Below are 20,921 nucleotides of genomic sequence, written 5' to 3' on the forward strand. Positions count from 1 at the left end.
ATAAACCCACAATCTATAAGTCAAAAAGACTTATTCTCTACTCTACTAAAAAAAATAGATTGTGTCCAATTGATAGAGGGAGCATTAGTAAAATAGGCCATTATTTTTGGATTGAGTTGGAAGAAGGTATAATGAAGGAAGAACTTTAAAAGCTAGTATCTGAATGAATAACAAGGAGATTCCACATGAGCGAGAATACCACTAAAAAGCCACGCCCGTCTTTGACGGAAGGCCCGATTGCCAAGACGTTGATCTTATTTTCGTTACCGATTCTGTTAGGTAATGTGCTCCAGACACTTAATGGTTCTATTAATGCCATATGGATTGGCAAGTACCTCGGTGAAGGTGGGCTTGCGGCGACGTCCAATGCCAACATTATCATGTTCTTCTTAATTAGCTCTATTTTCGGCATTGCAATGGCCGCCGTTATCATGATTGGTCAAAATCTCGGCGGACAAAAGGTAGAAGAAGCTAAAAAAGTTGTCGGCACCAGCGCCGTCTTTTTCCTCATTCTTTCCATCGTCGTTGCCTTATTCGGGTTGCTTTTCTCCCATACCATTCTGGGGTGGATGAATACACCTGCGGATGTTAAGGATCTTGCCGTTACGTACACGCGAATCATTTTCGCTGGTGTTCCATTTATGTTCGGTTTTAATCTCATCATGGCCATATTACGGGGTTCAGGCGACGCCAAGACTCCTTTCTATTTCCTGCTGTTGTCTGCTGTTTTGGACATTGTGCTCAATCCATTGCTCATTCAAGGCATGGGGCCTTTTCCGAAAATGGGGATAGCCGGCTCGGCTGTCGCTACCTTTGTGGCACAGCTAATCAGCTTCGTACTGTTGATTGTGTATTTGTATCAGAAAAAGTATTTTCTGCGGATTACGAAAAAAGATATTCCCCTGCTTCGCATTAATTGGATGATCATTCGGACTCTGATTCAAAAAGGACTGCCGATGGGATTAAATATGGTCGTGGTTTCCTTAAGCAACTTAATTCTCATCCATCTCGTGAACTCCTATGGTTCTGAATCGACCGCTGCTTTCGGCGTTGCGATGCAAATATCCAGCTATGTGCAAATGCCCGCAATGGCGATTGGCGGAACTGTAACTTCCATGGCCGCGCAGAATATTGGTGCTGGGAAATGGGATCGGGTGAATCGAATTACGTGGACCGGTGTTGGGGTTAACATCATGATGACGGGACTTATTGTCGTTCTTCTTCATTTGTTCAACCGTGAGGTCGTCAGTTTCTTCCTTCCTTCTGAGGGCAAAGCGATCGCAATTGGGGTACACATTAATAATATAACGCTATGGTCGTTTATTATATTTGGCGTGTTTAACGTCGTTGCCGGCGTAGTTCGTTCTGCAGGGGCAGTTGTGTTCCCGCTTATTGTTGCCTTTATTGCCCTGCTGCTTGTACGAATTCCGCTTGCCACTGTATTGGCTAACAAGTATGGATTTGATGTGATTTGGTGGAGCTTCCCGGTTAGCTTTAGTGTAGCGGCTGCGTTGAACTTGCTTTATTATCGCTTTGGTAGATGGAAGCAAGCGAGGATGATTCCGAGTAGGGGGTAGAAAATGAGAAGGGATAGTGAAAAGAGCCCGTGAAACACGGACTCTTTTCCTACTATTTTGAGATAAAGTTAAAGCTGGAGAAGATCTCTGTGGATCTTGATGACGATCTTTTTGTTGCTCATTGACTCCGTGATGGAACCATTCGGACGGTGAATGTCAGAGGGAAAGCAAACCGCAAACATACCTGGTTTCAGAAGGATTTCCGTTTCTTGCTGCGAGGGATCTGATTCATAAAAAGCAATATCATGGGAGTCGAACTTATCATCGACGACTTTCGCGTTAGGATGCAGCTTGTAGAAACTAAGCCTTTCCTCCCCGTTTACAAGAAACTGAATATCCGTATATATCAAATGGGACTCCGGCATCTGCTCCTCAATGGGACGGGTCACAACTTCCTGCACATTGGCAAACATCAAATGACCCTTATCACCTTCAAGATCATACCTCCCAACTTCCGCCTCACCTAACTTGCGATTCAAAATGTAATCGATACCCCGCGATACGGCCGGCGGCCACAGATGACGTTCCTGCTCAAAATGCTCAACATCGCTAATAATCATTGTGATATGACTCCTTCTATAACTCCGAATAAAAACTTACATTTACTATATCCTATGACGAGAAAAAAGACCCGCTTCTTACAGCGAGTCTTCCTACCCTTAAAACTTTTCTTGTTTTGCGCCTTCCCAATCTGCCAAAAACTTCTCGATCCCCGCGTCTGTCAGCGGGTGCTTGCTCATGGACTCGATAACTTTATAAGGCACTGTAGCGATATGTGACCCTGCAAGCGCCGCTTCAATCACGTGAGCGGAGTGACGAACACTAGCAGAGATAATTTCGGATTTGATACCGTGTACTTGGAAAATTTGGCTGATTTCTTTAATTAGATTCATACCAACTTGGTTGATATCATCCAAACGTCCAATAAATGGTGATACGTAAGTTGCTCCTGCGCGTGCAGCAAGTAAAGCTTGCGTCGAGCTGAAGATCAAGGTTACGTTCGTAGGGATGCCGAGTGATCTGAACACGCTAGTCGCTTGAAGTCCATCCAACGTCATTGGAAGCTTAATAACAACATTTGGGCTTAGTTTAGCAAGCTTCTTGCCCTGCTCAACCATTTCATCTGCTTTCAGTGAAACGACTTCTGCACTAATCGGTACATCGCCGACAATGGAGATAATTTCTTTCACTGTTTCGAAGAAATCTCTACCTTCTTTAGCAATCAATGAAGGGTTGGTTGTTACTCCTGCTACAACACCTAACGCGTGAGCTTTGCGAATTTCGTCTACATTGGCCGTGTCGATAAACAATTTCATCCTGTATCCCTACCTTTTCTCCCTTTTGTGGGCTCTTATTGGAAATACTTCTGTCTGATTTGTTGAACGATTGCATCTGCTGTAAAGCCGTATTCACGAATTACTCGATCTGCCTTCGCTGATGCACCAAATTTACGGATGCCAACAACGAAGCCATCGCCTCCCGTAATCTCTTCCCATCCAGCAGGATAGGCCATCTCAATGACAACATTTGCTTTTACTTGTGGTAAAAGGATGGCATTCCGCACCTCTTCAGGCTGCTGCTCGAACAATTCACGGCTTGGCATGGAAATAACACGAGCCCCAATACCATCTTGCGCCAACTGCTTCTTCACGTCAAGTGCTAAGCTCACTTCAGAGCCCGTTGCGATGAGTTGGATATCAGGTGTCGCTGATGCGTCAACATCGGATAAAATATAAGCTCCTTGATGAATATGAGCATAAGCAAGATGATCCGTGCCCGGAAGCACCGGTAAATTCTGACGCGAAAGCGCGAATACGAACGGGCCTTCCTTCGCCCCCAGAACATACTCCCAAGCCGCTGCGGTTTCGTTAGCGTCCGCAGGACGGAACAGCGTCAGATCCGGAATCATCCGCAGGGATGGGATCTGTTCGATCGGCTGATGCGTAGGACCGTCTTCGCCGACAGCAATGCTATCATGCGTGAACACGTACGCAACAGGGAGCTTCATGAGCGCGGACAAGCGAATCGCGCCGCGCAAATAGTCGCTGAACACGAGGAACGTTCCGCCGAAAGCGCGCAATCCGCCGTGCAGCAGCATGCCGTTTAGTGCTGCGCCCATGGCGAACTCACGGACGCCGAACCAGAAGTTGCGGCCACTGTAATCCGCGGCGCTGAAAGCCGCGGCGTCGTTAATCATGGTGAAGTTGGAGCTCGCAAGGTCGGCAGAGCCGCCTACTAGCTGAGGTACCCGCTTCGCCAAGCCGTTAATCACTTTGCCCGAAGCTGTGCGCGTCGATATAGCGCCGCTTTCTGGGGTAAAGCGCGGTACATCGGCGTTCCAGTCCGCTGGAAGGTCGCCGCGGCTCGCGAGCTCGAATTGCTGAGCGAGCTCGGGGTGCGCAGCCTGGTAGCTGTTCCACAGCTGCTCCCAGCTGGTTTGGGCTTGAGCGCCCAGTTCCTTGTGCTGGGCGAAGTGCTTGTAGACCTCGGCCGGGACGTAGAAGTCCGGCTCGAGCGGCCAACCCAGAGCTTGCTTCGTCAGCAGCAGCTCTTCTTTGCCAAGCGGTGAGCCGTGCGTGCCGCCGTGGCCGCCTTTGCCGGCTTTGTTCGGACTGCCGAAGCCGATTGTTGTTTTGATCTCAATCAGGGTTGGACGACCCAGATCCGCTTTGCCTTCTTCGATCGCGGCAGAAATCGCCTCGACGTTGTTTTGCTCTTCCACACGTAAGTATTGCCAACCATAGGATTCAATACGCGTCCGAATATTTTCAGAGAACGACATGTTCAACTCGCCGTCGAGCGAAATATCATTAGAATCGTAGAGCACAATTAGCTTGCCCAATTTCAAATGACCTGCCAAAGAAGCAGCTTCGGAGGAAACACCTTCCATCAAGTCGCCATCTCCGCAAATAGCATACGTGAAGTGATCAACGATCGGGAAGTTCGGTTTATTGTAGACGGAAGCCTGATGAGCTTCGGCCATTGCCATACCGACAGCCATGGCAACCCCTTGGCCAAGTGGTCCTGTTGTCGCTTCAACACCCGCAGTATGACCATACTCCGGATGCCCGGGTGTGCGGCTTCCCCATTGACGGAATTCCTTGATGTCATCAATGGTTACATCATAACCACTTAGGTGCAGTAAACTATAAAGCAGCATCGAACCGTGTCCTGCAGAAAGAACAAATCGATCACGATCAACCCATTTGGGATTCGTCGGATTGTGCTTCAAGTGACGTGTCCAAAGTGCATATGCCATAGGTGCCGCACCCATCGGCATACCAGGATGACCCATAGCCGCTTTCTCGACTGCATCGATTGTAAGCGTTCTAATTGTATTGATGCTTAACTCTTCAATGCCAACAGTTGTCTGATTCAAAAGAGATTCGCCTCCATCAATTTGGTTGTATTAATTCCATCTACTCTTTATTATAAGGATAGATGAAGCATTCAAATAATTGATAGTTTCGATACTCGCTATAGAAGGTGTCTATATGGTGAATTTTGAGCTTTATAAAGTATTTTATCTGACTGCCAAAACTGGCAGCTTATCTAAAGCAGCAAAAGAGCTGTACATTACACAGCCCAGCGTCTCTCATTCGATCAAATTGTTGGAGGATACTTTGGGGCTGCAGCTGTTTGCCAGAACGTCCAAAGGCGTCGAGCTTACCAAGGAAGGCGCTGTGCTATTTTCCTATATCGAACAGGCGTACAATTTCATTTCACTTGCTGAAGAGAAATTAAGTGAGCTTCGTAATTTCTCTAGCGGAGAAATCAAAATTGGCGGCAGTGACTCCTTGTGTAAACACTATCTGCTCCCTTTCTTGGAGTCATTTCACGTACAGTACCCGCATGTGCAGATTAACTTAGTCCACGGAACGACACCGGAAATTGTGAAGCATCTGAAGGAAGGCAAGATTGATATTGGAATTGTCAGGACGCCTATTCTAGATGATCAATTGCAGGTGCGAGAAGGCATTACCATTCAGGATTGCTTCGTAACAGGGCCAAAATACCGAGAGCTATCATTGGGAAAAGTCTCCCTTGCTAAGCTGTTAACCTACCCAATCATCTTATTTTCGAGTAATAGCTCATCACGGAAATTCGTCACCCGACTGTTCAGTGAAAATGGCTTGCTGTTGGAACCGGAAATTGAGCTCGGCAGCGTGGATTTACTCATTGAATTCGCAAAGATAGGTTTTGGCGTTTCCTTCGTAACCAAAGAATTTGTAGCGAAGGAACTGGCAGACGGAAGCTTGTTTGAGGTGAATATTGACGCTACCATTCCGTCGACTAAGATCGGTATTATCACTTTGAAAAATATGCCGCTATCGACCGCAGCTTCTGCTTTCGTAGCAGAGCTGGAAAGCCCGGGAAGTTGAGCCGAGGTGAGAATGGTACCTAAACAAACCTCTATGCCGCCTGAGAACGCCAAAAAGGCACGCCTGGCCACACTGAGCGCGCCTTTTTCATTTTCACAAACTAACGATCGCTTTAATGACCTTCGACTCAGGCTTCAGCCAAGTCTCGAACTGATCAATCATGTCCTCGAATGTCGCGCGGTGCGTGATGTAGCGCTCGATGTCGATGATGCCGTCTTGCATGGCGGCACGTACGGTGTCGAAATCCTCCATGGTCGCATTGCGGCTGCTCATTACAGTCAGCTCCCGCTTATGAAAGTCGGGATCATGGAAGGTGATGTCAGCCTTAACAAGTCCGACATACACGAGTTTGCCGCCATGTGCGACAAGTCCGAACGACTCGGTCATCGACCTTGCGTTCCCTGTCGCATCGAAGACGACAGTAGGAAATTCGCCGTTCGTGAGCGTGGCTAGCTGCTCCTTCGGCTGCTGCAAGGCATTAATCGTATGGTCGATGCCTGCCCAATCACGGCAAAAGGCCAATCGCTCATCGTTAATGTCCATCGCAATAACGTTCGCTCCAAGCTGCTTAGCCAGGATCATGACGCCGAGTCCAATTGGACCAGCCCCAATCACGAGCACGTTTTCACCAGCGCGGAGTTCGGATCTTCTCACTGCGTGAGCTCCGATGCTAAGCGGCTCTAACATAGCTGCTTGGTCCAGCGTGAGCCCATCGGTCTTGATGAGATGGCTGACTGGCAAGGAGATCAGCTCTCTCATACCCCCGTCGATATGTACGCCAAGTACCTTCATATCTGTACAGCAGTTTGTCTTGCCGTTCCGGCAAGCAATACAAGTCCCGCAGTGCATATAAGGGACGATGCTTACTTGATCACCGATTTGCAGTCCTGTGACTCCCTCACCTTCTTGCAATCCTGTGACGCTCTCACCGACTTTTAGCCCTGTGTCACCCTCACCGATCTGTTCAATATAACCAGCCAGTTCATGCCCGAGAACACGCGGATAGCTAAAAAACGGCTGATTCCCTTTATACGCATGCAAATCTGTCCCGCATATGCCAATCCTTTTGATGCGAACAATAGCTTCGCCTGCTTTTAGACTAGGCTCTTGTACTTCCACAAGCTTAAACTTCTCGATCTGTTCACATATGATTGCTCTCATACCTGGTTTCCCCCTGTCCGATTACACATAGGTTTTCTCGTTATATTCGGGTCTTCCACTAATCCAAGACTTATTGTGAATGGGGGCCAGGATCTCCTGCACCTCATGAAGCAGCTCCATGTCAATTGGTTCATCTGTCCACGCAATATTATTGCGAATGTTGCCAGGGTTCGCTGTGCTGACTAGTGTCGTAGGGATGCGTTCGTTCGCTGTTGCATACTGCACAGCCAACTTGGCAATGTCAGTTCCCTTACTTGCACAGTGTTCAGCAGCCTGTTTACATAGTCGCTGAATTTCGCCTGAGGCTGGATGCCATTCCGCTGCTGGTCTAGTGCTCAGAAGCCCCATCGACAGCGGCGATGCATTCACCAAACCGACCCCATGCTGTTCCAGAACTGGAACTAAATCCAGCAAGGAAGTATCGTTCAAACTATAGTGACAGTAGGACAAGACGGAATCCAGTTCTTTGTGAGCCAATGCCTTTTCAAAAATAGATAACGGTAAACCGGATACCCCAAAATAACGAATCTTGCCTGATTGCTTCAATTCATCCAGCGCAGGAAAGGCGCCTTCAAGAATCTCGTTAAATGGTGCAAACTCAATATCATGTAAATATAAGATATCGATATAATCCGTCTGAAGCCGTTGTAAGCTCTCATCGACACTTTCCAGAATTCACTACTTCGAGAAATCGAACGCTTCTGCTCCATAACGCCCTGCCTTCGTCGTCAGGATGAAACGATCCCGCTCCAATTGAGCTATTGCCTTACCTAGTACCGTCTCTGCCTTGGTTAACCCATAAAAAGGAGACACATCAATCAGATTAATGCCCATATCAATCGCTGTATGAACGGTTCGGATGCTTTCTTCTTCGTTCGTTTCACGGAATACAGATCCTAGTGAGGATGCACCAAAGCTCAGCACGGATACGTCAAGTCCGGTTTTGCCTAATTTACGATACTTCATAATTTATAAAATCCCTTTGCATTTAATCCGAATAAGCGGGCTTTATCTGCTTCCGACCAATTTTCTGGCAATGCTTGAGTAAGCACATCGACAACGTCATCGTACTCTGCTGCGAGCAAACAAACTGGCCAATCACTGCCGAATAAAACACGCTTCGTTCCAAATACATCTAGCACATGCTGGATATAAGCAGTAAAATCCTCATGCTTCCATTCTGTATGATTGGCTTCTGTCACCATACCGGAAAGCTTACAATATATATTGGAATGCTTCGCAATGGCTGCCATTTGGCTTTTCCAAGGCTCAATAACACCATCCGCAATTCGCGGCTTAGCCATATGATCAATAACAGCGCGTAAACCTGGAACCAACTTCAAAAGCTGAACTACCGGCTCCAATTGATGAGATACGACAAGCAGATCAACTGGTACATCTTTTTCAGCAAAATAACGTAACGCTTCTACAAAATGAGGCTCAAGTATAACACTCGGATCCGGCATTTCTTGAATCATGACTCTAAAGCCTACATATTTAGGATGCTGGCTAAATCGTTTGTAATGAATATGAAAGTCAGGATCATTCAGATTGAGCCAACCTACTACACCGGCAATTGTATCTGATTCCTCGCTTAGGGATAATAAATAATCCGTTTCTTCTAATGTCGGCGCCGCTTGAACCACAATAGTTTGATCCAAGTTGTGCTGGTGCAGGTGGGGTAATAAGTCGTTCGGCAGGAAATCACGATACAATACCGACAGCTCCGGTGTAAGCCACCCATAGTCACCCCGATCTATCTTCCAATAGTGCTGGTGTGCATCGATCCGCATTGAGATTCTCCTCTTCATCGTCCGTATTTGGTACCGCTTTCTTCTATTGTATCACCAAACAAATCATATGAAATAACGATATCTAGCATCTTTATACGGTTTTTTGATATCATGAGATTACGAGTTATCTTGAAGGAGGAATCTTATGCATCCTGTCCGTAAAGTGTTCGATGCGAACGATGCCTTCCCGTTTTCACTTGCCTACAAAAACACAAAGAGCTCGCAAAGCGAGCTTCCTGATCATTTCCACGATTGGTATGAAATTGTGTATGTGTATCGAGGAAAAGGAACCTTCTTTATCGATCACACGTTTTATGAAATGAAACAAGGCGATCTCTTCCTCATCCCTGGCAATACGATTCACCGGGCAACTCCGGATAAAGAGACTCCTGTTACGTCCACAGCGATTTATTTCAGCCCCAGCATTATACAGACTCCTAACTTAGGTGACTCTTTTTCTTATTTGCATTGCTTCGAGCAAGCCGCAGCACATCACAATTACAAGTTTGAAACTTTACTCTCACAACGTCAAAACTTAGATTCATGGTTGGAATCCATTCAATATGAATTCAAACATCCGAATTTAGGTCACCGGCAAGCTATCTTACTGCAGCTTCTTCAACTCCTGCTTTTTTTGAATCGTGATCTGGGTTCTGGCACGAAGCCTAGCACCGGGGATTCCATCGCTCCTCCTATGTGGATGAGGGAAATTTTGCTTTATATCGATCAGCATTTCTGTGAGGACATCGGCCTTAAGACGCTTTCCAAGCAAGCATCCGTCACACCTGCGCATTTCAGCCGGGTATTTAAGCAGCTAATTGGGATGAATATTACCGCCTATATCATGACCAAACGAATTATCCGAGCGAAGCAGCTGCTTAGTGAAAACGACCTCAACATTAGCATCATCGCAGAAATGTGCGGCTTCGAGAGCTTACCTCATTTTCATGCCATGTTCAAAAGAGTTCTGGGTATGACTCCCGCGGCTGCTAGAAAGTCGGCTAGATAGCTGAGCTGCACTAGTTATTTAGAGGCATTTAATCGAGCAATTGTGATCATATACGTGGTACCTTTGGCCAATTCACTCTTGACCTCTATCTTACCTTGCATCTTTCTAATAATACTAAACGAAACCATTGTGCCAAGGCCCGTCCCCTTATCTTTAGTCGAATAATAAGGAGTTCCAAGTCGATTCATTTGCTCTTTGGTCATACCAATGCCAGTATCTCCAACTGAAATGACAACATGTCCGTTTATCGAATGGGCGGTAAATGTCAAATTCCCACCCTCAGGCATGGCTTCAATACTATTTTTCCCGATATTAATTAGCGCTTGCCGCAATTTATTTTTATCACCAAGAATAAGAAGCTCATCTTGTTCGATTTGTATGATGATCTGTACGTTTTGATAATTGGCATAGGAAGTAAGGACGTTAGCAACATAATCAATCTCATTCTTCATCTCAATTACTTCTATTTTTTCCGGTTCAGGCTTAGCGAAGGTTAAATAGTCGGAAATGATGTGTTCCGCGCGATCCAATTCCTCCAGACAAATTTTTTGATAATATTGTCTATTCGATGTCGTAAGGTCATCTTTCCCCATCAGCTGAATGAACCCTCTTACAGAAGTTAAAGGGTTTCTAACCTCGTGTGCAACGGATGCCGCTATATCACTGACGATCTTCATTTTCTCGCTTCTTATGATTTCTCCGCGCAATCGGGCATTTCTCTTGAAAGTCTCGAGTACATACACAAATACACCTGAAATAGAGCATTGGACAATAATCACACCGTAAAAAACCGGATAATTCGTATTAAATAATGTAGACATATTGCCTATGAGATAGCTATAAACGGTTAAACTAATAAGACGAATACTAGCATAAACAAGAATGGATGAGATCATTTTTTGAATCAATGATAATCTCTGGAACCTGATTACAAACCAGATAATCACCAAAAAAGTAGGTAGAAAAGCGATGATATATGCCATTTGGTTGGGACTGTCTATTATAAAGCGATAGACAACGACAACCGCATACAAAAAAAGTGAGACATAAACGCCTCCATATAAAGAGCCAATACTTAGCGCAACAGCACGTAAATCAAAGTTAAGACCATTAAGTACTACAGGAAACGTCATTGTGGCCACGAGTGTGAAACTAAAAACAACGGCAATTATAATCCGAGTATAACCATTTTCACGATCTGTCTTCATGAGATATGGGTAGATAATAACAGGTAGAAACACAATAAATAAATTGAATAGAAGATCTCTAACGTTATTAAACATACAGCCCCCCAGTAGCGTCCATACACATAACAGTACCACTAAACATGATGCAGAAACAATAAAAAAAACAACCTCCATAGATGTCTATGGAGGTTGCTTATGTCAAACCGAAACCTATTAATTTTAGAACCGCCAGTAAGCTTTTTCACTTAATCGGGTGAAGAATCCTCGGACTTCCTTGTAAATGATGCTTTGCGAGATAAAGGTATGCACCTCGATCCGCTTCAAGAACGTCAGCAATCGAAAACCGCTCCAGCTATAAGCAGCAAGCCCTGCCATAAAGTAGCTAAACCCATAATAATCGAAGCCCAGAGGCAGCAGTGCGAAAGTTAGTATCACATTTAAGGTGAAATAAATTCCCCCGGTAATAACTGCCCCTTTGCGATCTTCGAAGTACAACATGATTAAGATATTAATGAGCATAATGGAATTCATCAGTGCTCCTAGCGCACACATCTTAAAAATGTCGATTACGATTTCTTGTAAGCCTAGCCTTTCTAGGAGCATATCACTAATTAAAATGATAAATAGCGTCAATATGCCTTGCAGCTTCGTCAGACGATACAGTTCACGCCATAACACCTCGACCATTCGCTTCTTCGCCTTGGTGATCATTTCCAGGGTTCCACCATGGGTTACATAGCCGTAAAACGTTTTGTATTTATCATAAAATTGTGTCTCCAACGATACGACGAACAGAACGAGTGACGGAATGATTGTGAGATTTGCCAAAAAGACAGGGGTATCATAGATGGGGCTATACATAAACGTCTCCTCGATCCGGACACCCGATGGTCCTAACCAAATGATGATGTTATGCGTCCAAACGCCTATGTTGTAAAGAAATCCGATCCAAAGCAGCGAAGGATATTTATCAACATAATGTAAAAAACCATATGGATTAGACGCTTCTTTAGCCGGAAACGAGCGCAGCAGCACAAATACCAGCATGCTCATGGTAAGTAGAATACCACAACTAAAACCTATTAAAATATTGGTCGCCTGCTCATGTTGCTCGAAAGCAATGGGGTACCTCATCAGAACAATCACACCGATGATCGAGACCAGCCCGCCTGCCAAAAACGAATAAGAAATAATCTTATAATCCTTAGCTGCGGTTAAAAAGACCATGGCCAGCCAAATTTGTCCAATCATGAAAAATAACAATACGCTCGTCACTTTATAAACCATTGATAACGGAGACGACCAATAAAAAATCACAGCGATAATGAGCGAAATACCGAGTATGATCCTACTTATACCAACATAGGTAGGTGTGACGACCTCTAGGCGATTTTGAAAGAAATGATCGGCCAAATATCTTGTAACACTAAGCTGCCAACCCCCGGAAAGTATTTGCGAGAAAATGAAACAATACGATACCGTAACAATAAACAATTGACGCTGAGCGTCATCTACATGACCGAATTGAACCAGCATAAAGTTAATCAGAGCAATACTGCCAACAGATAGCATCCAAGGACCAGCAGCAATGAAAGAAGCGTAGGCATAAGCCCGAACTCTTAGTGTAAGATAGTCATCGCGGAACAACTTCTGTAGGGTAAATCCAATTCCCGCCATTAGGTAACCACCTCATCATATAACTGCCGATAAGCATCAATAAAATGATCAATCTGATAATAGGCTTCCACACGATTGCGTCCTACTTGTCCCATGTAAGCTCGCTCTTCCGGGAGTGAATACATTTTTACCATAGCCTCAGACATGGCTTTTGGATTAACAGGAGGAACGATGTAGCCGGCTATTCCGACATCGTGCTCGTCCTTCCCCTCCAACAGCTCGCGGCAGCTGCCTACCTCGGTACAGATCCATGGTATTCCTGCGGCCATTCCTTCCAGAACGGCGAGGGGCTGTCCTTCACTAATCGAGCTCAGTATGAGCGCATCAATCTTGGGTAAATATTCGTCAATCGCTACCTTTCCCATAAAAGTAACAATCTCCTCCAGATGGAGATTGCGGGTTAAGGCTACGCATTCTTGATAGTAATCAGGATCTTCGTCCGTAGGCCCCATAATCCAAAGACGTATGTCAGGGATGTCATGACTGGCGAGCCGAACAGCATAGAGCATCGTCTTAATATCCTTAATGGGTACGAGACGCACTAAGGCTCCGAAGACGATCCCTCCACCGGAGGTACTCGTATGTCTTGGAAGTACTGACAATTTGTGATAATCAATGCCATTAGGGATAATCATAGCTTTCTCAGCATGAAGTCCGAGCTCAAGCTGAATTTGATGCGTACCTTTATAGAGAGAGATGGTTCGATCAGCCGTGTGATAAGCACCTTGAGACATATGGTAGAAATACTCGATCCATCTTTTTTTGAAGGGAGGATCTACCCACACAGATTTCAAAATCTCTTCTTCCCGTTCACGTGCGTATACGCCATGCTCAGTAAGCAGGAATGGCTTCTTATGCTTCATTCGCAGATAGGTGGCAATCAAGCCAGCATATCCAGTTGAAACAGCATGATACACATCGGCTACCGGATAGGACTGCTGCAGCAGATAAATGGCGGGGATGTACATAGATCTCCACGTCCAGAAATAGCTATTAAACGAATGATTCGGCATTTCTTGCTCATAGGAAGCGACAAGGAAATCCCAAAATATTTCACTTTTCATAAAGGTAATCGGATTTCCCAGCTTTTTAGAATCAGCAATGCAGAGAAGAGATTGCTCGGAATTTTTTTGAAAAGCAAACCACTCCAGACAGGAAGCAGCTTCTTTCTTGGTTAATCGTGGTGGCTTCCCCTCCTCTAGCTTCAGGTAATCCATCATGAAAACATCATGAATGCCTGAAATATTGGGCGGAAGCTTGTATTTATAGCTTGAGGCCTCTTTACGAGAGGAAGAAATCGCGATGATTTCAAATTCATGTTCTGGCATTGCCGAGACCAACATCTGAATCCAATTCGCTACCCCACCTGACACGTAAGGGTAACTCCCTTCCACTAACAATGCGATTTTCATGGCTTCATTTCCTTCAATTGTAGGGTCACAGTAGGTTGATGAGCCTCCAAATGCCAAAGTCCGTCCGTATGCTCCATACGTGTCAGTACGCCAGCTGCCTTGGAAATCTCTGGTGTTCGGTTATCTGGCACGCGAACGGTGTAATGCATGGGGACCAGTTCATCTTTGGTCGTAATCGTAATTACGTCTTTACTATAATGAACGTCGACCTTTCCGGCCGAGTAAATACTTAGCTTTTTCACCGCGTCCCTAACCGTTAAAGGTTGAAGATACGCATAGTTTCTATTGAGTGATGCCATCCATGCTTCGAATTGCTCACTCAAGTATTTCCAGCCTTTCCCCCCGGAACGTTGAATATCCAGCGCATCGTCCGGATGTACAAAGTGATTCACCAAACCAAAATTAGCAATAACATCATTGACGTAAAACTTCGTGCTATCGTCCAGCCAGTAACCGGATGAAATACGGGGGAAATTCGTGAATTGCGGAAATTCACTGTCCACCCCAAATTCCTGCTCCAGAAAGCCCTCTTCTTCCCCCGTATAATAAAGGGAAGAAATGATATCAATGGAGGGTACTGCTTCAGCGATCGCTGCCTTCCCAGTCTTGTTCAGCACATTGGATGGAGGCACATATGTCTTTAACTCATGTCCGGGAAACAAGTCATTCGATAGCTCTACCATACGCTGAAGACTTTCAACCATGGAAGCCTTATCAGGCCAAGGAACATAGCCGAGATTAGTGTCAATTGGCTCCTTTGCAGTGACAAGAGATTGGTGATTATAGCCATGCAGACCAATCTCACCACCTTGACCTAACAATTTAGAGCCAAAATACGGCAGAATCTTCGGATAGTTCCCCAGAAGGGTTGGGAGAGGCGAACTCGTCTGATTCTGATAATTCCCAATCATGAGGCCCGTATACTTCCACCCATAGAGCTTAGCGAAACGAGCCATATCCGCCCACCAAATCCGTTCATAAAATGCAGGTGTGCTAAGTCCGTACTCCTGACGAATCAGCGGATTAACGACAAGCGGAACGGGTGATGGGAAATCGTCAATATTCAGACTTCGTACTGCCACTTGTGAAGTAACCAAGCTGTCTAAAGCAAGACCAATGGATTGAACCATTAGCCCTCGACCTACCTTCTGGATACTGTTGGTTGAGTTCCAGAACACAACGCTCCCCTGCCCATAGTTATTTTTCCAGAGCATAGGCACTCCTTCGGCCGATAAATAAACTTTAACCTGCGGCTTAAGCTTAATATCCAACATACTGTTGGAAAATAGCGCATTGCTTGCCGGAAGATTAGGATAGCCGGGAAATACGGTTTGGTTGACTTCTATGCCATGTATCGTTCTTTCAATGAATTCGTTATTACTTTCTATCCCCAGCATGTCATTCCATTCTGGAGCATAAAACCGCGTAAAGGCAAGAAGTCGACCGCCTTCCTTCAAATAAGACTGGATAACGGTCTGATCCAGCTCGCTTATATCCTCGCCGGTGAGTAGAATGACAGTCCACGGGTTTGGTTTAATTGTTCTCAATTCGTCGGCCGTTATGGAATCTGCATGCAATTTGGCAAGCCCCAGTGCTGTCTGTAGGTTGACTTTGACCTTATTGCCTTCTGAATCTTTAGGATTTGTATACATATACAGACTGAGTTTATCACCTGTTATTGATGATTGGGCCGAGCTCTTCACCGAGAACTGTGCCTCTTGATAAACATTTCTTGCTGAAGATAAAGGAAACAAATCAACGGTTCGTATGGTTTGCAGCCCGACACCGAGCAGCAGCACACTAACGATAACGCATGTAAAGATGATCAGCTTGCGGGACACCTTGTTCCTTCAGCTCCTTCCAAAATTGGATCGCAGGCAGATGCTCGTCCGGAACCTCAATGCTGCTGTCCAACCATTGCTGTGCAAATTGACTAAGTTCGTTTAATTTTCCTTCTGCATACATTTTTTCTGCTTTAGTTAAATAAACCATATAGCGATATTCACCCACATTGGAAACCTGCTCAGCGTGGCGGATGGCCGTCTGGTAATCCTTTTCCATTCGTGCCAGATTGCATAACTCTGCGATAAATCGGGGCTCATCGGGAAATTGAGTAAGTCCCTTTCCTATCCATTGTTTGAACGTCTGTCTAACTTCCATAGCGAGCTCTTCCGTCAATAAATGGCTTCCCAAATAAAGTCGGTAGGCTTCCAATAATTCTTTCCATGTCTCCCAGCTTTTATCATCCTGCTGCAGAAGGAAGGTCCATTTCTTGATACTTCGGATATATTGCTCATTTAAATAGTTCAAGCTAGTCGCTGCATAATGAACCACTTCGGGATCCTCATTGCGCAGGGCTTCGTTAAACAACTGCACTTTATTATTGCCTTCATATTGGAGGAGAGAAAATAAAGCCTCCTTCTTGCCCACAGGCTCACCTGACATCAGGATTTCCCGGAATGGTAAACGGTTCGATTCCGCTTCCACATTAATATTATAGCTTTCCATGGATTGCGGAGAATAATAGACGTAGTTCTCATATTCCTCGTAAAAGTCGTGCCTAAAACGAAAAAATAACAATCCTGAGAAGACAAATGATCCAACCAGAAATCCAATACTAGGAAAGAAAAGGATGATCGTTTGCACCCACCCGGCACTCAGTCTATCTTCGATTCGGAAGGAGATAATATGGAGCAGCCTATTATATATGAGCACAAGAACGAGATGAAGCAGCAAGCTAATCCAATGAAAAGAAAGCCCAATGATCTGCAATCCGTCTAACACTGCGAATAGTAGACTAACTGCCACGGCAAGCCTTGCGTAAGGAGAAACATCAAAATGCCGGACATTCCGAGAGACTCTCATTCTGAGCCCCCCCTATTGAAACGATCCCTAATCCTGGCTTCAATACGTGATGCCAGCTCTGGAGACGTTGCGGGAAGTAGAAATAACAGCTCTCCGCGGAATGAATCGTAGGCCATAGCATCTTCATCACGCAGCATCTGCTGTGTCAGAGCATTGATCTCTATCAGAGCCTCTGTCTCTTCCATTTCACTAAACTCGATTGGAATCTGCAGTAATAGGAATTTTTGGGAAAAATCAGTTGCGCGTATCGTTTCTTCATTCAATTTGGCGTAGAAATAATCCGGCTTCATTACCCAGGTATTGGGGAAATAACGCTGTTCATTCAACTTCTGTTCCTTTTGGAACGCTTTAACGCAGCTCTCGCCCATCCAAGTGAGAATAAGTCGAAATAGGTCCATCGTATGCTTGTTCAAGGCAACAAAATCAAGTCCGTTCAAACCTATAATACCTATAATTTGCTTGTTCTCATCCAGAAGAGGTCCTGCAAGTATGGGGATATCTGCCGATTCTCCCTCCGGTCGCATTTGAATCGTTTTCTCCTTACATATTTGGGAGTACAATGATGGTTGATCTAGGAATACGGTGGACGGATAATGTGTTTCAGCACCGTAATAGACTTTCAGTCTCAGTACATCACCGCCTGGACTCATTCGATAGATGACGATGGATCCCGCCTGAATTAAATCTTTGCATAAGCGCACCGCATCCGTGAAAATAATTTCCGAATCTTCGGAATCTAATGCCTTGGCAATTTTATAGAGGGTATACATGCTTTCTTGAGCGCCGACTACCTTCGTTTCCAGGGCTTTCTTAACAAAGAGAAGATCCTGATAGCTGGTATCCATTTTCGCTAGCTGCTGCTTATTGTCCTCAAATTCATCCGCCAGAATGGCATATCGAAAGCGTAAATCGGAGGAAACGTGACCTACAAATAAAGCGATCCCCCAATAACACACGAACCATTTCGCCTGATCCCATTGGTCAAACATCCCATATAAATCACCGTTAATCTGAAGGTACGTTAAGATATGCAGCAAGCTGGCTCCAACCGCCGAGGCTGCTCCTATGCGTGTTCCATAGCGGAGTGAAAAGTAAAGAGTAACAAATAAAAATGGATTGGGTGACCAATTCAACCAATCCATGTTGTACACCAAATGGATAATAAATAGAACGGCCAGAAAAAAAGCCAGTTCACACCAGGCTAACCAACTTCGGTTTTGTCGAAAAATCAATCACGTTTCCTCCAAACTTTAACTATCCAAGGGTTTGATAATGATGGGGTTATTTTTCTTTCTATAAAACTGTTTCAATTGCTCATAGATATCATCAATTTGAAAAGGCTTAATAATATACTCATCGGCTCCTGCCATCATTGACTTCGATAATTCGCCGATGGAATGCTTCGCGCTCATCAGAAAAATGGGTGCTTTTGCAAAGGATTTGTCCGAGCGAAGCTCTCGGCATAGTTCAAATCCAGTCAAATTCGGCATAAGAACATCAGACAGAACAGCATCCGGTTTCAATTCCTTTATCGATTTTAACGCAGCAATAGGATCATTGAAGGCTGATACCTGGAGACCTCTCACTTCGAATAAATCCTGTAAAATGTGTAGTAGAACATTATCGTCGTCCACTATAGCTAGGTGATTCATGGCTCTCAACTCCTTACATTTATCTAGCTGCATATTTCATAAATTTACGTATGTAAAAGGATATGTTTGAATGTTTCTAGGTTATATTTTATCATATAATGAAGCTAATCCAAATTTCAGGAAGGTCCGTGAAAAGCGATGAAGACATCAAAGGTAACAGCTGCCATTATCGTCTCCATGGTCTTTTTCTCATTCCCATTCAAGAAGCAAATCCAAGCTTCTAAACCTTTTCAAAACGTGAAAGACTACTCCCTCTACTATGGTGCACCTACTGAACAAGCCATCATTCAATTAAAGACCAAAGATCTTATTATTATTGAACCTCAATTGTTCTCAAAGCTACAAATACAAGACATTCAAACGACGGGCACAATGGTTATAGGTTATATAAGCGTTATAGAAACCCCTGCCTGGAACACTCTTCGTGTGAAGGAACTTTTGTCTTCGGACTATTTATTGAAGCAGGGCGAGCGTATCCATTTCAAGCAATGGGACTCTTATTTGATGGATTTGCGACAATCACATTACCGTCAGCTGCTGTTATCAGAAATCAAAACTTCTATCTCAGACAAAGGTTTAGACGGTATGTTCCTAGATACGGTTGGAGATATCGATGACTGGATTCAAGATGCAGCTACTCAAACCCCAACAAGAGAAGCATACCGTTCTTTCCTCCAAGACGTGAGCGGCCAATACCCCAAGCTTTCCATTATTCAGAATCGCGGCTTTGATACACTCGACTATGCGCTGCCTTATATCGATGGTTTGTTATGGGAGGACTGGCGGGCTAATTGGAAAGAGGATTTGTGGATGAAAACAAGAGTGGACAGACTGCGAAAGGAACAAAAGAAGGGCTTGACCGTATTTTCCATCCATTTAAATAAAGAGAGCTCTCCTGGTAGAGAAGCCCGTAAACTAAAGTTTTTACATATAGACGCACCTGATGGTTATACGAAAGAAGTCAATTAATTTTGAACCTCCCCCCTACACCATACTTAGACCAACTTCCATTTCAAGTGCTTCAACACAACGAGCTCCAAGTATTATTTTTTTTACAGGATTCGACATTTAATAGTCACATTACGTGTTATCTATGGTAAAATCTCACATATAGCCTATGATTTAAGAGCAAGGATGGAATGAGGTACATAGATGGATGAGGTTTGGAAGCAAAGCGCTAATTTTCTGGTTATCGATGATCAGGAGTACAATATCAACCTTTTAGAGCGGATACTGCGCCGTGCGGGTTTTTCCAATATACACTGTACGACGGATCCCAAGCGTTTAGATACCCTTTTTGATGAGGTTCAGCCTGATATCATTTTATTGGATCTGCATATGCCGGAAATGGACGGATTTGCAGCGTTGAAGCTTTTGAAAGAACGCGTCTTGGAAAGCAATTACCTACCGATCGTAGTACTTACCGCCGATGTAACTCAAGAGGCAAAGAAGGAAGCGCTGCATCTCGGAGCGCATGATTTCCTTACGAAGCCTTTGGATAAAACAGAAGTGGTTTTACGGATCAACAACTTACTCAAGACACGCTTCTATCATTTGCAGCTTCAAGACCAGAATCAACGTTTGGAGCAGCGTGTTCAGGAACGAACCGCCAAGCTTGAACAAGCCAAGCTGGAAATCTTGGAGTTACTTGGACGCACCTCCGAATTTCGTGATGATCAGACAGGGCAGCACACACAGCGCGTAGGCCGGATAGCGAAGGAGATCGCCACTTCTCTTGGACTGCCTAAGCAGGAAGCGGAGCTCCTCGAGCGGGCCACTCCCTTACACGATCTAGGGAAGATCGGCATCCCCGATGAGATTTTATTAAAACCGGGAAGATTCACCCCCGAAGAGTTTGAGCACATGAAAACACATACGACGATCGGGGCCAGCATACTCGAAGGAAGTCAATTTCCTGATCTGCAATTAGCCAGAACGATCGCTTTGTCGCACCATGAGAAGTGGGATGGAACTGGATACCCGAGCGGATTAAGCGGTGAAGAAATCCCACTAGCTGGACGTATCGTGGCCATTGCCGACTTCTATGATGCGTTGACTCACGAGCGCCCCTATAAAAGGGCTTGGTCGGAAGAAGAAGCTTTGACAGAAATTCAGAAGCAGCGCGGCATTCATTTTGATCCCCAAGTCGTGGACGCCTTCATGGGCATTATCCGAAGAAACAACAATTTCGAATAGAAATGGGAAG

At 44.9% G+C, this 20,921-nt stretch carries 17 protein-coding genes and 1 pseudogene; 5 read left to right on the forward strand and 13 right to left on the reverse strand.

Annotation, left to right across the window (positions count from 1 at the left end; translation table 11 throughout):
* The first annotated feature begins 185 nt into the window (after window positions 1–185).
* Window positions 186–1,577, forward strand: a complete 1,392-nt coding sequence (locus GC098_RS02535; RefSeq protein ID WP_171640672.1) for an MATE family efflux transporter — start codon at window positions 186–188, stop codon at window positions 1,575–1,577.
* A gap of 68 nt (window positions 1,578–1,645) precedes the next feature.
* Here GC098_RS02535 and GC098_RS02540 read toward each other — a convergent pair whose 3' ends face one another.
* The 3 genes from GC098_RS02540 to tkt all read right to left on the reverse strand — a co-directional run bounded on the left by GC098_RS02540 (window position 1,646) and on the right by tkt (window position 4,956).
* Entirely contained in the window at window positions 1,646–2,137 is a 492-nt protein-coding gene (locus GC098_RS02540; RefSeq protein WP_171640674.1) for a NanQ anomerase/TabA/YiaL family protein, read from the reverse strand.
* A 99-nt stretch (window positions 2,138–2,236) separates the two neighbouring features.
* Window positions 2,237–2,893: a fructose-6-phosphate aldolase gene (fsa, locus tag GC098_RS02545; protein WP_047682483.1), complete on the reverse strand. Its 657-nt coding sequence runs from the start codon at window positions 2,891–2,893 to the stop codon at window positions 2,237–2,239.
* A gap of 35 nt (window positions 2,894–2,928) precedes the next feature.
* Window positions 2,929–4,956 carry a transketolase gene (gene tkt, locus GC098_RS02550; protein WP_171640676.1) on the reverse strand — a complete coding sequence of 676 codons (2,028 nt, stop codon included), beginning with the start codon at window positions 4,954–4,956 and terminating at the stop codon, window positions 2,929–2,931.
* 115 nt (window positions 4,957–5,071) lie between these two features.
* On the opposite strand from tkt, the gene GC098_RS02555 reads away from it, so the two are divergent.
* On the forward strand, window positions 5,072–5,959 hold the full coding sequence (locus GC098_RS02555; RefSeq protein WP_171640713.1) for a LysR family transcriptional regulator: 888 nt from the start codon (window positions 5,072–5,074) through the stop codon (window positions 5,957–5,959).
* A gap of 93 nt (window positions 5,960–6,052) precedes the next feature.
* Here the strand turns inward: GC098_RS02555 and GC098_RS02560 are convergent, their stop codons facing one another.
* The 3 genes and pseudogenes from GC098_RS02560 to GC098_RS02570 form a co-directional block, all read right to left on the reverse strand.
* Complete coding sequence (locus tag GC098_RS02560) at window positions 6,053–7,120, reverse strand: zinc-binding alcohol dehydrogenase family protein (protein ID WP_171640677.1); 1,068 nt, start codon at window positions 7,118–7,120, stop codon at window positions 6,053–6,055.
* 21 nt (window positions 7,121–7,141) lie between these two features.
* A pseudogene (locus GC098_RS02565) lies at window positions 7,142–8,086 on the reverse strand (aldo/keto reductase).
* The gene (locus GC098_RS02570; RefSeq protein ID WP_171640678.1) at window positions 8,083–8,913 is read right to left on the reverse strand and encodes an amidohydrolase family protein; all 831 of its coding nucleotides are present in this window, start codon (window positions 8,911–8,913) and stop codon (window positions 8,083–8,085) included. The pseudogene GC098_RS02565 and the gene GC098_RS02570 overlap by 4 nt, the downstream one beginning before the upstream one ends.
* 145 nt (window positions 8,914–9,058) lie before the next feature.
* Here GC098_RS02570 and GC098_RS02575 point away from each other — a divergent pair, with 145 nt between their 5' ends.
* A complete protein-coding gene (locus tag GC098_RS02575) occupies window positions 9,059–9,922 on the forward strand; it encodes an AraC family transcriptional regulator (protein ID WP_171640679.1) in 864 nt (287 codons plus the stop codon).
* Window positions 9,923–9,936: 14 nt separating this feature from the next.
* Here the strand turns inward: GC098_RS02575 and GC098_RS02580 are convergent, their stop codons facing one another.
* The 7 genes from GC098_RS02580 to GC098_RS02610 all read right to left on the reverse strand — a co-directional run bounded on the left by GC098_RS02580 (window position 9,937) and on the right by GC098_RS02610 (window position 18,715).
* A complete protein-coding gene (locus tag GC098_RS02580) occupies window positions 9,937–11,205 on the reverse strand; it encodes an ATP-binding protein (protein ID WP_171640680.1) in 1,269 nt (422 codons plus the stop codon).
* A 123-nt stretch (window positions 11,206–11,328) separates the two neighbouring features.
* Window positions 11,329–12,786 (reverse strand): exopolysaccharide Pel transporter PelG, encoded by a 1,458-nt coding sequence (gene pelG / locus GC098_RS02585; RefSeq protein ID WP_171640681.1) that lies wholly within the window; start codon window positions 12,784–12,786, stop codon window positions 11,329–11,331.
* The gene (gene pelF / locus GC098_RS02590) at window positions 12,786–14,198 is read right to left on the reverse strand and encodes a GT4 family glycosyltransferase PelF (RefSeq protein ID WP_171640682.1); all 1,413 of its coding nucleotides are present in this window, start codon (window positions 14,196–14,198) and stop codon (window positions 12,786–12,788) included. Before pelF ends, pelG begins: the two co-directional genes overlap by 1 nt.
* Window positions 14,195–16,039: a DUF2194 domain-containing protein gene (locus GC098_RS02595; RefSeq protein WP_171640683.1), complete on the reverse strand. Its 1,845-nt coding sequence runs from the start codon at window positions 16,037–16,039 to the stop codon at window positions 14,195–14,197. Before GC098_RS02595 ends, pelF begins: the two co-directional genes overlap by 4 nt.
* The gene (locus GC098_RS02600) at window positions 15,999–17,063 is read right to left on the reverse strand and encodes a tetratricopeptide repeat protein (RefSeq protein ID WP_171640685.1); all 1,065 of its coding nucleotides are present in this window, start codon (window positions 17,061–17,063) and stop codon (window positions 15,999–16,001) included. The genes GC098_RS02595 and GC098_RS02600 overlap by 41 nt, the downstream gene beginning before the upstream one ends.
* A complete protein-coding gene (locus GC098_RS02605) occupies window positions 17,060–18,295 on the reverse strand; it encodes a hypothetical protein (RefSeq protein ID WP_171640687.1) in 1,236 nt (411 codons plus the stop codon). Before GC098_RS02605 ends, GC098_RS02600 begins: the two co-directional genes overlap by 4 nt.
* A gap of 18 nt (window positions 18,296–18,313) precedes the next feature.
* Window positions 18,314–18,715 (reverse strand): response regulator, encoded by a 402-nt coding sequence (locus GC098_RS02610; RefSeq protein ID WP_171640689.1) that lies wholly within the window; start codon window positions 18,713–18,715, stop codon window positions 18,314–18,316.
* Window positions 18,716–18,853: 138 nt separating this feature from the next.
* Here GC098_RS02610 and GC098_RS02615 point away from each other — a divergent pair, with 138 nt between their 5' ends.
* Window positions 18,854–19,684, forward strand: a complete 831-nt coding sequence (locus GC098_RS02615) for a glycoside hydrolase family 191 protein (RefSeq protein WP_171640691.1) — start codon at window positions 18,854–18,856, stop codon at window positions 19,682–19,684.
* Between the two features lie 183 nt (window positions 19,685–19,867).
* Window positions 19,868–20,911, forward strand: a complete 1,044-nt coding sequence (locus tag GC098_RS02620) for an HD-GYP domain-containing protein (protein ID WP_171640693.1) — start codon at window positions 19,868–19,870, stop codon at window positions 20,909–20,911.
* The last annotated feature ends 10 nt before the right edge of the window (window positions 20,912–20,921 follow it).

This window comes from Paenibacillus phytorum (assembly GCF_013141715.1).
Classification (GTDB): Bacteria; Bacillota; Bacilli; order Paenibacillales; family NBRC-103111; genus Paenibacillus_E; species Paenibacillus_E phytorum.

What these genes read in the sequence shown, in the direction of transcription:
- GC098_RS02535 (WP_171640672.1), top strand. Translation starts at nt 186, where the DNA reads ATGAGCGAGAATACCACTAAAAAGCCACGCCCGTCTTTGACGGAAGGC.
- GC098_RS02540 (WP_171640674.1), bottom strand. Translation starts at nt 2,137, where the DNA reads ATGATTATTAGCGATGTTGAGCATTTTGAGCAGGAACGTCATCTGTGG.
- fsa (WP_047682483.1), bottom strand. Translation starts at nt 2,893, where the DNA reads ATGAAATTGTTTATCGACACGGCCAATGTAGACGAAATTCGCAAAGCT.
- GC098_RS02555 (WP_171640713.1), top strand. Translation starts at nt 5,072, where the DNA reads ATGGTGAATTTTGAGCTTTATAAAGTATTTTATCTGACTGCCAAAACT.
- GC098_RS02560 (WP_171640677.1), bottom strand. Translation starts at nt 7,120, where the DNA reads ATGAGAGCAATCATATGTGAACAGATCGAGAAGTTTAAGCTTGTGGAA.
- GC098_RS02570 (WP_171640678.1), bottom strand. Translation starts at nt 8,913, where the DNA reads ATGCGGATCGATGCACACCAGCACTATTGGAAGATAGATCGGGGTGAC.
- GC098_RS02575 (WP_171640679.1), top strand. Translation starts at nt 9,059, where the DNA reads ATGCATCCTGTCCGTAAAGTGTTCGATGCGAACGATGCCTTCCCGTTT.
- GC098_RS02580 (WP_171640680.1), bottom strand. Translation starts at nt 11,205, where the DNA reads ATGTTTAATAACGTTAGAGATCTTCTATTCAATTTATTTATTGTGTTT.
- pelG (WP_171640681.1), bottom strand. Translation starts at nt 12,786, where the DNA reads ATGGCGGGAATTGGATTTACCCTACAGAAGTTGTTCCGCGATGACTAT.
- pelF (WP_171640682.1), bottom strand. Translation starts at nt 14,198, where the DNA reads ATGAAAATCGCATTGTTAGTGGAAGGGAGTTACCCTTACGTGTCAGGT.
- GC098_RS02600 (WP_171640685.1), bottom strand. Translation starts at nt 17,063, where the DNA reads ATGAGAGTCTCTCGGAATGTCCGGCATTTTGATGTTTCTCCTTACGCA.
- GC098_RS02610 (WP_171640689.1), bottom strand. Translation starts at nt 18,715, where the DNA reads ATGAATCACCTAGCTATAGTGGACGACGATAATGTTCTACTACACATT.
- GC098_RS02615 (WP_171640691.1), top strand. Translation starts at nt 18,854, where the DNA reads ATGAAGACATCAAAGGTAACAGCTGCCATTATCGTCTCCATGGTCTTT.
- GC098_RS02620 (WP_171640693.1), top strand. Translation starts at nt 19,868, where the DNA reads ATGGATGAGGTTTGGAAGCAAAGCGCTAATTTTCTGGTTATCGATGAT.